Origin of the sequence: Bacillus cereus group sp. BfR-BA-01309 (assembly GCF_022664315.1) — a bacterium.
In the GTDB taxonomy this organism is placed as follows: Bacteria; Bacillota; Bacilli; order Bacillales; family Bacillaceae_G; genus Bacillus_A; species Bacillus_A mobilis.
The window spans coordinates 138,672-152,187 of the sequence record NZ_JAKUHE010000006.1; the positions used below are offsets into that span (position 1 = coordinate 138,672).

Sequence of the window (13,516 nt, forward strand, 5' to 3'; positions counted from 1 at the left end):
AAATGGTATAAAGGTTTGAGAAATAAATATTATAAAAGATTACGGGGGAATGGGTGTATGAAAAATAGTATGACTTACATTCAATTATTAAATGAAACGTTACATTGTTACGCAAATAAAGGAAGTTTGGAAGCATACACTTATATAATAGAGCATGCGAAAGGCATAGTGGGAAATGAGGCGCAAATATATAATTTCAAATATGCACTAGCGGGTGCAGCAGGGCTTGAAGAAGAAGCGATGCATGTAATGAAGGAAGCCATTATAGAAAAGGGTTTTTGGTATGGAAATGAATATTTAATGACCGACGACGATTTAAAACCACTACATAAATTTGAAGAGTTTCATAAAATGGTTCAATTATGTAAAGAAAGAGAAGAATTAGCAAAGAAAACAGAACGAGCAGACGTGAAATTTATAGATGGTAAGAAAAAAGAAAAACTATTTATTGCCATGCACGGAGATCAAGAAAATATAGCAATAGTAGAACCATATTGGAAATCTGTTCTGGATCAAGATTATACGTTAGCTTTACCACAGTCTTCGCAAATTCAGTTTTCAGATGGGTTTGTTTGGGATGATATACATAGAGGGAAAGAAGAATTAAAAGAGCATTACGTTAATTTTAAAGAAAATCATACGGGAGAAAGTGTAATAATTGGTGGTTTTTCTGCTGGCGCAAGAGTAGCTTTGTATACGATTTTACAAAAAGATATAGAGGTAGATGGTTTTATTTTTGTAGCGCCGTGGCTTCCAGAGATTGAAGAATGGAATGAGTTGTTGGAAATGCTACAAGATAAGAATATAAATGGATATATAGTGTGCGGGGATCAAGATGAGGATTGTTTTGAATGTACGCAGCAATTTGTACAGTTATTAAGAGATAAGAATATAGAACATAAGTATAAAGTTGTACCCAATTTAAATCATGATTATCCTGAGGATTTTGAAGAGCTATTAAAAGAAGCTATTGCATATATAAATGACAAAAGCAATAAGTAGTAAGAAAGGGAGATGCATCATAATTGATGTATCTCCCTTTTATATTTATAAATTAAAAGCATTTGCTAGTAAGCGATAAGAATTTAATTTATCTTCAAATCGATGAGTAATTGTAACAATCATAAATTCATCAGTATTGTACGCTTTGCTTAAGTTTACGATTTGCTCTTTCACAGAAGATGGATCACCGACGATCATACGTTGACGATTTTCTTTTATACGGAATAAATCATAAGCGCTGTATGAATAATTTTGTGCAGTTTCGATAGAAGGAGTACCAGTTGTACGCTTGCCTTGCTCTAGTAATAAGATTGATAAATCTAAACTAGAAGCAATTTTTTCTGCCTCTTCATTTGTTTCCCCGCAAATAACAAAAATAGAGACGATTGATTTTGGTTTATCTCCTAAATAGGAAGGTTGGAATTGTTCCTGATAAGCTTTCATTACTTCAGGGCCACCGTATCCATTAATAAACTGTGCGAATGCAAAAGAAGCGCCTTGTTTTGCGGCAATCATTGCACTTTCTCCACTAGAACCGAGCAACCACATCTCAGGAGATGTTGGAATGACAGGGGTAGCCTTTAAATTTGCGTAATGATGGTTTTCTGGTACTTGATCATGTAAGTACATTGCAACATCTGCAATTTGTTCTGGATATTGATCAAGTGAGACCATTTTTCCTTCTTGTAGTGCGCGAGTTGCAATTGGCATACCACCAGGTGCTCTGCCGACACCAAGGTCAATACGATTTGGATAAAGAGCTTCTAAAACGCGGAAATTCTCGGCAACTTTATACGGGCTATAATGCGGTAACATAACACCACCTGAACCAACTCTCATACGATCCGTTTTTGCTGCAATATGAGAAATAAGTATTTCAGGACTTGAACCAGCAAGGCTAACGGAATTATGATGCTCAGATACCCAAAAACGTGTGAATCCTAGTTTTTCAACTTCTTGTGCAAGTGTAACTGTATGAGAAAAAGCTTGGGCTGCTGTACTACCATCTGAAATAGGTGATTGGTCTAATACACTTAATTTGATCATAGAATATACCTCTCAATCTTAATGTACATCCTATTATATATTTACTTACGAAAAATGCGTAATAAAATGCTCAAAATAAGAAGTGGATACATCCTATATCTACTTCTAACGAGAAAAGCCCCGTTCATAATGATTCATTTCGACTAAGTCTAAAATATATTCATAGTTATCAATCTCAAGATTTAATTGTTCACGCTCTTTTTTAGATAGATGCTTACTACTAAGTTTATTGCATAGTTGTTGTTTCTTTTCTTCTAAATACTTCTTTGTATCGTGGTAGTCGTAAGTTTGTTTCATTTTCAACCACTGCTACTAAAAATATAGACAAATGTATATTCTTAGAGTATTCCTGCTTCTACGTGCCCTGCCTCGCTAATCACTTGCTACTACAGTTTGCTGTGACACTCCACAGGCGTAAATTCCGATGTAGCCCACCGTACATATATACAATCTATTTACGTTAGTATTGTATATTTTTTTGCTTGTAAAAGGTTGATTGATGCATTTAAATCTCTGTCTATTACATTTCCACAATCACATGTATATACTCGGTCAGACAGCTTTAAATCTGACTTTTTTTGACCGCAACATGAACATGTTTTAGAAGATGGATAGAATCTGTCCACTTGCCGTAGTTCAATTCCATATTCTCTACATTTCGTTGATAACAATGTTTTAAAAGCATAAAAACATTGTTGCGCTACAGCTTTAGATAGATGTTTGTTCTTCATCATACCTTTCACATTCAAATTTTCTACTGTAATAAACGTTGGCTTGGTTTTCACCACATCATTTACAATAGACTTTACATACGCTAATCGAATATTTGCTAGCCTAGCATGTAGTTGTTGCACCCTAAGAATATTTTTGTTTATATTCGCTCTTTTATTAGTAACAGGTTGTTCACCTCTCTTCCTTATATTTTCAAATTTGCGTGATAAAGAGCGTTGTTCACGTTTTAACCGTTTTTCTATCTTTTTTACTTGTATTGTTTTATTTATATTTTTGTGAGTTTTTCCATCGCTACGTACAGCAAAATCCTTCAGCCCTAAATCAATCCCTAAACCTAATTTATTCAACATTGGTTTTACCCTTATTTCTGCTCTTTCACAAAGTACAGATACAAAATATCTTCCTGCTCTTTGATATACTGTGCCACTGTTTTCTTTTGTAGTTTAATCCGCTATCAATACCTTTGATAACTTCATCTACAATTATCCCTCGTGCATTTGCGAAACTCAACCTGATTTTCTAAATCATCTTTCTGACCTGGATTTGAATAACTACTTTGCCTACTTTATTTTCTTCTTGAATACCCATATATTCCTTATACTGTTCTTCTGTATAGTATCTTCTTCCTTTTTGGTTTCGGTAAGCAGGTAAAACACCTTGATTGTCCCACCTTTGCAATGTCTTAACAGAGTCATTAAGAATTTCTGAAAATTCTTTCGGTTTATATTGTTTCATAATTACTTTTCACTATATATGCCTACTTTTGTCTATGTTTTTGTTTACTGTTTCTTTCTCCTTTTTTGCAGTTGCTATATTATACGAAGCGTGAAGATATGTGAGAGCTATCTCTTATGTACTTTTAGTGAATATTCCACTTGCTATGTTGTTATGTTTATAGGAATTTATGAATAAAATGAACTAAACCACTAATGCCCATAAAAGCCCGATTGGTTCAACTAATAATCAGTAGGGGAAGAGCCCCCCACTGATTATAGTTTCACTTTATGAAGTAAGGGGTGGAATTGTGCAGAAAGATATAATGTATAACACTGAGATGGATGAAGTGTTGAAAGTTATAAATAAAGGATTAAAGAAGACGACGCGCCCGAAGCAAATTATTGTAGTAGGCGCAGGCATGGCTGGATTAGTTTCGGCATCTTTATTAAAAGCTGCAGGACATGAAGTAAAGATTTTTGAAGCAAACAACCGAGTAGGTGGCCGAATAGAGACGGTTAGAATGGAAGATACCGGATTATATTTGGATGTAGGGGCAATGAGAATTCCATATTCACACACATTAACGATGGCGTATATAAGAAAATTTAGGCTTCAGGTAAGCCCTTTTATTAATAGGAATGAGACGGATATTATTTATGTAAATGGCCGGAAAACGACATTAAAACAATATGAAAAAGACCCAAGTATATTAAAGTATCCTGTGGAAATGAATGAAGTCGGGAAAACGTCTGAGGAGCTATTATTGTTAGCGGTACAGCCAATTATAAATTTTATAAAAAAGAACCCAGAGAAAAATTGGGATATTGTAGTAAAGGATTTTGGGAGATACTCTACAGGTCAATTTTTAAAGTATCATCCTTATCAATATAATACTTACTTTTCGCCAGTAACAATTGAGATGATCGGTGTTTTATTAGATTTAGAAGGTTTTTTGGAAAGGTCATTTGTAGAGACGTTACGTTTTTTATATATTATGCAAGAGGAGAGCGGATTTTGTGAAATTGTAGGCGGGAATGATAGATTACCAAAGTCCTTTTTACCACAATTAGAAGAAAATATTATTTATAATCAAAAATTAATGAAGCTACATCAGCATGATAACGGTGTGACAGCTTTTTATCGAAACGAGGAAACCTTTGAATATAGTAGTATTACAGGGGATTTAGTTATTATTACAATTCCATTTTCGACAATGCGCTTTGTGGAAGTAGATCCATGTGATTCTATATCTCATGAAAAATGGAAAGCAATTCGTGAATTGCATTATATGCCAGCAACGAAAATAGGAATTCAATTTAAAAGTCGATTTTGGGAAGAACAAGGACAATTAGGTGGCAGGATTATAACGGATTTGCCAATTCGTTATGCCTATTATCCAAGTCACGGAATTGGAGAGAAAGGACCTGCTATGATGTTAGGCAGCTATACATGGTCTTATGATGCGTTGTTATGGGATGGGTTATCAAAGGGAGATCGTATTTATTACGCATTACACAATTTGGCAACGATATTAGGTGGTCAAGTATATGATGAATTCATGTCTGGAATATCAAAAAGTTGGACATTGGATCCATATGCACTTGGAGGATTTGCGCTATTCCAGGCAGGTCAAGAATCTGAACTACAACCAGCAATTATAAAACCAGAGGGGAGATTATATTTTGCAGGTGATCATACAACGTTATATCACGGATGGATACAAGGTGCAATTGAATCGGGCGTCCGTGTTGCGGTAGAGGTGAATGATTAAAATGTATAAAATTCAGAAATTTCTTTACTGAATAGTTTGAGATGGATATTATTATATATGAAAGAATTAAAAGGAGTGTTGAAAGTGAATCCGTTATTATTCGATTTTCCTTCTGAATTTTATACTGAAAGGCTATTTATTCGAATGCCGAAACCAGGTGACGGTAAAGCTGTATACGATGCAATTGGAGCTTCTATGCAAGAATTAAAACCATGGATGGTTTTTGCACAAAAAGAGCAAACAGAAGAAGAAGTAGAAGTGAGTATTAGAAAATCACATATTCAATTTTTACAGCGTGAGGATTTAAGATTACTAGTTTTTTCGAAAGAAACAGGTGAATTTATTGCATCCGCTGGATTACATCGTATTAATTGGGATATACCTCAATTTGAAATTGGGTATTGGATTGATTCAAGGTTTAGTGGAAAAGGCTATATGGTAGAGGCTGCAAAGGGGATAACGGATTATGCTTTTTCTGAGCTAAAAGCAAATCGCGTAGAAATTCGATGTGATTCTTTAAATAAGAAGAGTAGGGCTATACCTGAGAAATTAGGATTTAAGTTAGAGGGTACATTGGAAAGTGCGAGTGTAGCGGTAGAGGGAAATGGATTAAGGGATATGTGTGTATTTGCCATGACTAGAAATACATATGAAAAAGAAGAGCTGTAAAGAAACAGCTCTTCTTTTTGTGTATTATGGTACAGGATGTCCATTAGAGCTTTCGAAAATTGTAAACCATTGTTGACGATCTAAATTGACTTTTGTAGAAAGAGCGGCTGTTTTAACACGATCTAATTTACCAGATCCAATGATTGGCATCATATTAGCTGGATGAGCAAGTAGCCATGCATACATAACTGTATCGATGCTAGTAACACCTAGTTCAGTAGCAACCTTCTGTAAAGTTTCACGTACACGTACGGCACGTTCTGATTGACCGGTAAAGATTTCTCCGCCAGCAAGAGGCGACCAAATCATAGGATTGATTCGTTTTTCTTGGCATAAATCAATTGTTCCTTTTTTGAAATGCTCAAGATGCATCGCAGATACTTCAATTTGATTTGTAAGGAGCGGGAAATCTAAATAGGAACTTAACATATTAAACTGTGAAGGTAAAAAGTTAGATACACCAAAGTGGCGGACTTTTCCTTCTTGTTTTAAACGCGAGAACGCTTCTGCTACTTCATTTGGATCCATAAATGGATCAGGGCGATGAATGAGCAATACATCAATATAATCTGTATGTAAGTTTTTTAATGAGTCTTCCGCGCTTTTTATTATATGTTCAGCACTCGTATTGTAGTGAGCAACATATCGCTCTGGAAATTTCGGTGATGGGGGAGCGATTCCACATTTTGTGACAATTTGCATGTCTTCACGTAAGGAAGGCTTGAGTTGTAACGCTTCTCCAAATAATCCTTCACACGTATAGCCTCCATAAATATCAGCGTGATCGAAAGTAGTAATTCCCATCTCCATACAAGCTTCAATGAAAGAAAGTAACTCTTGCTTTGTCATATTCCATTCTGCTAAACGCCAAAAACCTTGAATAATACGAGAAAATTCTAGTGTTTCGGCTATTTGAACTCGTTCCATTATAAGTACCCCCTTGAGGAATAAATAATTTTTTGAAAAGGCTTTCTTGCTATGTATTATTATATAGTTACAGTGTCGTACATACAATAAATATGTTTTGCTACAAAAACGATTTTCTCTGTATGCTATAATGTAGAAACATATAGCTATAAGGAGATGTAATGGATGATTCCAGTAACAATATTAACGGGTTTTCTAGGGTCAGGGAAAACGACATTATTAAATCGTATTTTATCAGAGAATCACGGTCAGAAATTAGCAGTGATTGTAAATGAAATAGGGCAAATTGGTATTGATAATCAGTTGATTATGAATGTCGAAGAAGAGATTATGGAGATGACGAATGGGTGTTTATGTTGTACTGTACGTGAAGATTTACTCGTCGCTTTAAAACAATTACTGGACGTAAAAGCAGAAGGGAAAATGGATTTTGATGGATTAGTAATTGAAACGACTGGTCTTGCAAATCCAGGTCCGATTATTCAAACATTCTTTTTAGATCCTGTTATTCAATCCGCATACCAAATTAACGGTGTTGTAACAGTAGTAGATAGTTATCATATACATAAACATTTTGAAAAAGGACTAGAAGCAAAGGAACAAATTGCATTTGCTGATGTCGTTTTAGTAAATAAATTAGATTTAGTGGATGAAAGTGAAAAGGAAAATCTCTTGCAGGAACTACAAGGTATTAACCCAACTGCAAAGTTAATTGAGGCGACTAACTGTGATGTGGATATTCAATCGTTACTACAAATTCAGACGTTTAAAACGAAAGATACGTTACAAATTTATCCTCATACAGAGCATAATCATCTAGAAGGTGTAAAGTCGTTTGTACTACGTGAAGAACGTCCGTTAGATTTACAAAAATTAAATGAATGGATGTCAGCTGTCGTTCAAGAACTAGGTGAATATTTATATCGCTACAAAGGAATTTTATCGATTGATGGAGTAGATAAACGTATCGTTTTCCAAGGTGTGCATACACTGTTTGCTGCATCATACGATAGAGAGTGGCAAGAGGGCGAAGAACGAGTAAGTGAAGTCGTGTTTATCGGAAAAGATATTAATAAAGAATGGTTCCAAGAACATTTTGAGGAGTGTGTGAAATAAGTCTGCATATATTGCAGGCTTATTTTTTATGCTTAACTAAGTACTTTATGGAAAAATGCTAGATTGCAAAAAATGAAGGATAATAAAAAGCCTGTTTTCACAGGCTTATATGTTCATCTAATAGTAACTCCATTACAACACCTACTACTGGGCCTTCGTCATCAATATCGCCATTTAAGCGGAAGCCAAATGACTCGTATAATCCCATTGCGAGTTTGTTGTCTGGATGTAAACTTAAATAAATTATTTTACATTCAAATTTATCTTGTAAGAATTGAATGAGTATGTGAAAGAAACGTTTTGCGTATCCTTTTCCTTGATATTGCTCGTCAATCATAAAGCGATCTAACCATACGCTTTTACGTTTTTCCCAATACCATCCGTACATTGCATATCCTACAAGTGTTTCTCCATCATATAAACCTACTGACGTTCCGTTTCCTTCAAATAATGATTCTGCTAGAGAAAACGCATTACTTTCAATAAATTGCTGCTGGTCTTTTGCGACGTTTAAAGCAGCTACCGAACGCCAATTTTTTTCTGTTACTTCACAAATGTGAAGAGTCATAATTCCAACTCACCTTCTAAATTAATATAGCTTAAAAGCTAATATGGATAATTTTACTTGTTATTTTGGTCAAGTCAAGTAAGGACAAAAAAAGAAGCTGCATGACATATGCAGCTTCTTTAAAAAAGTTGATTAGTTAGTAGCTTCTTTCAATGTGTTTACGTTTTCTTCCATTAAAGTGAAGTAATCTTTATTGTTCTTCGCATCATCTTCAGAAATAGTAGCAAGATGATTTAAGCGTAAAATTTTTGTACCCGTTTCTTTTTGAATGACAGATGCTACTTTTGGAGTAGAGAAAGTTTCAAATAAAATATATTGTAGATTATGTTCTTTTACTGTTTTTGTAATTTCAGCAAGTTGTTTTTGAGATGGTTCATCAGAAGCTGAAATACCCGCGATAGCAATTTGTTTTAGGCCATAGCGTTGTTCCCAGTAACCATAAGCCGCATGAGAAACTAAAATATCTTTCGTTTTTGCATTTGCAACAGCTGCTTTAAATTGATCATCTAGATCAGTAAATTTTGTTTGAAGTGCTGCGAAGTTTTTTTCGAACTCTTGCTTATGGTCAGGTTGTAATTCTACAAGTGCATTTTTAATTTTTTCTGCCTGTTTCATTGCTAAAGTAGGATCTAACCAAATGTGCGGGTCTTTATCGTGATGATGTTCATCCTCTTTATGGCCGTCTCCGTGATCATGATGCTCTTCTTCTATAGAAGTACGCAGTTCAATACCTTTTGATGCATTTACAATTTTGACATTTTCTTTTTGTAATGCTTTTTCCATTTTTTCAGCAAATGGTTCTAATTCAGCACCGTTATAAACGAATAAATCGGCCTTGGCAACTTGTACGGTTTGTTTTTGACTAGGTTCAAATGTATGAGAATCTGCACCAGGCGGGTAAATCGCTTCAACAGTTACATAGTCGCCACCAATTTTTTTTGCGAAATCAGCAAGAGGAAAAATAGTTGTATAAACAGTTAATTTTCCATCTTTCTTGGCCTTACCTTCTTTTTTATTTGAGCAGCCAGTAAAAATTAAAGTGAAAATAAGTAAGAATGAAAATATAGTCAATCTTTTAGGCATGAAGTTCTCCTCTTTTCTTTTTTTACGGATATATTTTCCCCAATTATAGAAGAAAAATATCATTTTAATACAAAACGGAATAATTACGTTTTAGTTTGCGAACTTAGTATAATACATCTTTTATAAAGTTGCAATAAATAATAATCATTCCGATTTGATTTTGTTATAAAGTTGTCAAATATAGAGGTGTTATTTTTGCGAATACATGCATATGTGACAACGCTGTGTTCATATATATGAAAGGAGGGTGTAGAGGGGGATGAGTGTTTGGGTTACTTAATGGAAGCTATTTTATTGATATTAGCGGTAGTATTCCCATTAGCCTTAGTCTTAATTTTTTTAAGAAGATTAATAAGTAATTTAGGAGATGCATCAACAGTCACAAAATTACGAGAGAACGATGAGAAAAAAGAGTGAGTAAAGCACTATGCGTACGCATAGTGCTTTACTTGTGGTAAAATGAGAGAAGGAAACTCCTAAAAGTTGTATTTTACTGAAGGAGAGAAAAGTAAAATAAGAGGTATATGCATATATGAATAAGCGAACAGCGTTAGTACTTGGTGCAAGTGGTTTAGTTGGACAAGAGATAACGCGTCTATTACTTGAATCAGATTACTACGATTCGGTTACTATTTTTGTAAGAGAACCAATGCAATGGCAACATGAAAAGTTACAGCAAAAGCAAGTAGATTTTTCAATGTTAGAGGAATATAAAGAGTTTTTTGCTGTAGATGACGTATTTAGTTGTCTAGGAACAACGATCAAAAAAGCAAAAACAAAGGCAAATTTCAAAAAGGTAGATTATGAATATACGTTACGAGCTGCTTGTTTAGCTGAAAAACAAGGGGTGCAAAATTTCCTAGTTGTGTCCTCGATGGGAGCAAATCCTAAATCATTTTTCTTTTATTCGCAAGTTAAAGGGAAAATGGAAGAGGAATTACAAAAATTAGTGATTGGTGGTATTCACATTTTTAGGCCGTCATTATTAGTAGGAAATCGACAAGAATTTCGTTTTGGAGAACGAATGGCTGAAAAGTTATCTCGTATGATTCCATTTATATTTAAAGGGGCTTTCAAAAAGTATAAACCAATTTCAGCGAAAGATGTGGCGAAAGGGATGTATATCACTGCATTGCGAGAAGAAACAGGTATATATTTTTATAACTCAAATGAAATTACAACGATAGAATAACAAACGAGAAGAATGATATGTACTAGTCCATACTTTTTGAGGGTTTGCAAAAGGAGGATATACGAATGAGTAAAAAAGAAATGTTGCAAAATGGAATTCAGCAAGTTTTTTACGAAGAAGCATGGTATCCACCTATATCAGACGCGTTAAAGGATCTTACCGCTGCACAAGCGTGTTGGCAACCAGAAGGAAGGGTTAGTAATACAATTTGGGAAAATGTAAACCATTTACTTACTTTTAAAGAACGCCTGCTTGCCCGCTTACACGAAGATGAAACATTTGTTGCACCACAAAATAATGATGAAACGTTTGTCCAAGGAGGATGTAATGATGAAGATGCTTGGCAACAAACAGTGTTGCGAACAATTCAAGTGCATGATGCTTTACAATCTGTATTAGTATCCCTTCAAGAAGCAGAACTAGATCGACTTACCCCTTCTCTTCCGATTTGGCAACAATATCAGAACATTCTTTTGCACGATGCTTATCATACAGGACAAATTGTACAAATTCGCAAGCTTCAAGGTTCATGGCCAGCGCATCGTTCCTATTTATAAACGAAACAAACGAATTTAAAACAGTATACTATTATAATAAAAAACAATTTCCTACTTAATTTGAGAAATTGTTTTTTTGTTACTTCAGTTGTGATCCATATTATTGAATGTGGATTGAAACCTTGTCGCATATTTAGAGTGTGACTATGCTTGTTTTGTTCATTAAAGTTTAATTGTTTTTATATAACGTTATTTAAATGTATAGCTGCATGTAGTGAGAATAAGGAGATAAAAAATAGGCGTATCAAGCAAAATGTTGATACACCTTAAAATGATATTATAAAATAACATACATTGTCTTGTAGTATACTTTTAATTTCTCTGTAAGTAGTCGTACATAATATTCTCGGTTTTATCCCGCGTTAATGGGCAGTAAGACCCCCAACTCAACATTCAGCGAAAGCAAAGAAGTTAGGTGGGGGTCGGGCTGCCCATAAAAGTCCGATTGGTGAGAGCTAATAATCAGTGGGGGATGAAGAAAAAAACCCCCACTGATTAAAGTTTCACTTTATTTATTCGTTTGGATTTTCCCTGGTGCTCGCTTGTATTGGTATGGTTCTTGTAACTCAAAGCCAAGTTCATTGGCGGCTATTCTTGGGAAGTAAGGATTGCGAAGTAACTCACGTCCGATAAAAATTAAATCTGCTTCATTATTATTTAAAATTTGTTCTGCCTGTGCCCCGGTCGTAATTAATCCAACAGCACCAGTTGCAATGTTAGCATGCTCTTTAATATGTTTTGCGTATTGTACTTGATACCCGGGATATACATCGATGTGTGCCGGTACAACAGCCCCAGAACTACAGTCGATTACATCTACCCCTTGTTCTTTCATCCATTTTGTATACTGAACGTAATCTTGAACCGTTAACCCATCAGGATGATAGTCATTTGCTGAAATACGAACGAATAACGGTCCGTTCCAAACTTCATTTATTGAGTCAATAATTTCACGTAAGAAACGATAGCGATTTTCAGGTGAGCCCCCATATTCATCAGTCCGCTTATTAGAAAGTGGAGAAAGAAATTCATTAATAAGATAACCGTGAGCACCATGTATTTCAATAACGTCAAATCCAGCTTGTTTTGATCGTATTGTAGCCTGCTGAAAAGCTAATATAGTATTTTTTATTTGCTGTATATTCATTTCTACTGGTATTTTCATTGTTTCATTAAACGGAATTGCTGATGGAGCGAGAGCATCCGTTTCTAATTCTGCTTTTCTTCCGGCATGAGCGAGTTGAATGGCAGCTTTTGCACCGTTATCATGTATAAAAGTTGTCGTTTTATGTAAGCCTTCAATTAGGCTGTCATCCCATATACCTAGGTCTTTATTAGAAATTCTCCCTTCCGGTAACACGGCTGTCGCTTCAATCATAACTAAACCAACTTGACCGGCAGCTCTTGTTCCGTAATGAACGAGATGGAAATTAGTTACTTGCCCATCCTCGTTTTCTGATGAATACATGCACATAGGTGACATAACGATACGGTTTTTTAATGTAACGTCCTTAATTGTATAAGATGAAAAAAGTTCGGAATTCATCCAATAGCCTCCTAGATTGAATTTTCTTACATTGTATCATTCTCTTTTTTGTTTTCCCTAATAAAACGCTTATACGAAAAATTTTGTATATTCGTGTTACAATAATTAATATGAATTGAATTGGAGGATGACATATGTACCAGGCTTATTATGAAAGTGAATTAGGTTTGCTGGAAATTACAGCGAACGATAAAGGAATTACGTCTGTTATATTTGTTGATGAGAGACAAGAAGAACATAAAAATGAAACGATAGATCGATGTATAAATGAGCTAGATGAATATTTTAAGGGGAAAAGAAAAGAGTTCACGGTCCCGTTGTCTGCTGAGGGAACATCATTTCAAAAAAATGTATGGGATGCGCTCTATATTATTCCTTATGGCGTAAGTGCTTCATATTTAGATATTGCAGAGAAGGTTGGAAATACGAAAGCTGTACGAGCGATAGGAGGAGCGAATAGTCGTAATCCAATTTCAATTATCGTTCCGTGTCATCGTGTAATAGGAAAGAGCGGGAAGCTTGTTGGGTATGCTGGTGGTTTATGGAGGAAAGAGTGGTTATTAAAACACGAAGGTATTTTGAAATGACG

At 34.9% G+C, this 13,516-nt stretch carries 14 protein-coding genes and 2 pseudogenes; 8 read left to right on the forward strand and 8 right to left on the reverse strand.

Features of this window, described 5'->3' with window-relative positions:
• The first annotated feature begins 57 nt into the window (after positions 1 to 57).
• Complete coding sequence (locus MR115_RS13465) at positions 58 to 1,002, forward strand: alpha/beta hydrolase (protein ID WP_242241633.1); 945 nt, start codon at positions 58 to 60, stop codon at positions 1,000 to 1,002.
• A 45-nt stretch (positions 1,003 to 1,047) separates the two neighbouring features.
• Here MR115_RS13465 and MR115_RS13470 read toward each other — a convergent pair whose 3' ends face one another.
• The 4 genes and pseudogenes from MR115_RS13470 to MR115_RS13485 form a co-directional block, all read right to left on the reverse strand.
• Positions 1,048 to 2,049 carry an LLM class flavin-dependent oxidoreductase gene (locus tag MR115_RS13470; RefSeq protein WP_073518611.1) on the reverse strand — a complete coding sequence of 334 codons (1,002 nt, stop codon included), beginning with the start codon at positions 2,047 to 2,049 and terminating at the stop codon, positions 1,048 to 1,050.
• A gap of 105 nt (positions 2,050 to 2,154) precedes the next feature.
• Positions 2,155 to 2,346: a DUF3896 family protein gene (locus MR115_RS13475; RefSeq protein WP_097817535.1), complete on the reverse strand. Its 192-nt coding sequence runs from the start codon at positions 2,344 to 2,346 to the stop codon at positions 2,155 to 2,157.
• 158 nt (positions 2,347 to 2,504) lie between these two features.
• Positions 2,505 to 3,221 (reverse strand): annotated as a pseudogene (locus tag MR115_RS13480) (RNA-guided endonuclease InsQ/TnpB family protein); the annotation flags it as partial.
• A pseudogene (locus MR115_RS13485) lies at positions 3,196 to 3,516 on the reverse strand (MerR family transcriptional regulator); the annotation flags it as partial. The pseudogenes MR115_RS13480 and MR115_RS13485, both read right to left, overlap by 26 nt.
• A gap of 289 nt (positions 3,517 to 3,805) precedes the next feature.
• On the opposite strand from MR115_RS13485, the gene MR115_RS13490 reads away from it, so the two are divergent.
• The gene (locus MR115_RS13490; RefSeq protein ID WP_242241635.1) at positions 3,806 to 5,269 is read left to right on the forward strand and encodes a flavin monoamine oxidase family protein; all 1,464 of its coding nucleotides are present in this window, start codon (positions 3,806 to 3,808) and stop codon (positions 5,267 to 5,269) included.
• Between the two features lie 84 nt (positions 5,270 to 5,353).
• The gene (locus MR115_RS13495) at positions 5,354 to 5,938 is read left to right on the forward strand and encodes a GNAT family N-acetyltransferase (RefSeq protein WP_242241759.1); all 585 of its coding nucleotides are present in this window, start codon (positions 5,354 to 5,356) and stop codon (positions 5,936 to 5,938) included.
• A gap of 24 nt (positions 5,939 to 5,962) precedes the next feature.
• On the opposite strand, the gene MR115_RS13500 is transcribed toward MR115_RS13495, so the two are convergent.
• Positions 5,963 to 6,865: an aldo/keto reductase gene (locus MR115_RS13500; RefSeq protein ID WP_242241636.1), complete on the reverse strand. Its 903-nt coding sequence runs from the start codon at positions 6,863 to 6,865 to the stop codon at positions 5,963 to 5,965.
• A gap of 165 nt (positions 6,866 to 7,030) precedes the next feature.
• Here MR115_RS13500 and MR115_RS13505 point away from each other — a divergent pair, with 165 nt between their 5' ends.
• Positions 7,031 to 7,981 carry a CobW family GTP-binding protein gene (locus tag MR115_RS13505; RefSeq protein ID WP_000613441.1) on the forward strand — a complete coding sequence of 317 codons (951 nt, stop codon included), beginning with the start codon at positions 7,031 to 7,033 and terminating at the stop codon, positions 7,979 to 7,981.
• Between the two features lie 97 nt (positions 7,982 to 8,078).
• Here the strand turns inward: MR115_RS13505 and MR115_RS13510 are convergent, their stop codons facing one another.
• Both MR115_RS13510 and MR115_RS13515 read right to left on the reverse strand, forming a co-directional pair.
• Entirely contained in the window at positions 8,079 to 8,549 is a 471-nt protein-coding gene (locus tag MR115_RS13510; RefSeq protein WP_242241637.1) for a GNAT family N-acetyltransferase, read from the reverse strand.
• 132 nt (positions 8,550 to 8,681) lie between these two features.
• Positions 8,682 to 9,632 (reverse strand): metal ABC transporter substrate-binding protein, encoded by a 951-nt coding sequence (locus MR115_RS13515; protein ID WP_242241638.1) that lies wholly within the window; start codon positions 9,630 to 9,632, stop codon positions 8,682 to 8,684.
• A gap of 267 nt (positions 9,633 to 9,899) precedes the next feature.
• On the opposite strand from MR115_RS13515, the gene MR115_RS13520 reads away from it, so the two are divergent.
• The 3 genes from MR115_RS13520 to MR115_RS13530 all read left to right on the forward strand — a co-directional run bounded on the left by MR115_RS13520 (position 9,900) and on the right by MR115_RS13530 (position 11,381).
• Positions 9,900 to 10,049, forward strand: coding sequence for a hypothetical protein (locus tag MR115_RS13520; RefSeq protein ID WP_168216100.1), 150 nt, complete (start codon positions 9,900 to 9,902; stop codon positions 10,047 to 10,049).
• A 115-nt stretch (positions 10,050 to 10,164) separates the two neighbouring features.
• Positions 10,165 to 10,824, forward strand: coding sequence for an oxidoreductase (locus tag MR115_RS13525; RefSeq protein ID WP_097864419.1), 660 nt, complete (start codon positions 10,165 to 10,167; stop codon positions 10,822 to 10,824).
• 65 nt (positions 10,825 to 10,889) lie between these two features.
• The gene (locus tag MR115_RS13530) at positions 10,890 to 11,381 is read left to right on the forward strand and encodes a DinB family protein (RefSeq protein ID WP_242241639.1); all 492 of its coding nucleotides are present in this window, start codon (positions 10,890 to 10,892) and stop codon (positions 11,379 to 11,381) included.
• Positions 11,382 to 11,889: 508 nt separating this feature from the next.
• On the opposite strand, the gene namA is transcribed toward MR115_RS13530, so the two are convergent.
• Complete coding sequence (gene namA / locus MR115_RS13535; protein ID WP_242241640.1) at positions 11,890 to 12,927, reverse strand: NADPH dehydrogenase NamA; 1,038 nt, start codon at positions 12,925 to 12,927, stop codon at positions 11,890 to 11,892.
• A gap of 134 nt (positions 12,928 to 13,061) precedes the next feature.
• On the opposite strand from namA, the gene MR115_RS13540 reads away from it, so the two are divergent.
• Positions 13,062 to 13,514, forward strand: coding sequence for a methylated-DNA--[protein]-cysteine S-methyltransferase (locus MR115_RS13540; protein ID WP_242241641.1), 453 nt, complete (start codon positions 13,062 to 13,064; stop codon positions 13,512 to 13,514).
• Positions 13,515 to 13,516 lie beyond the last annotated feature (2 nt).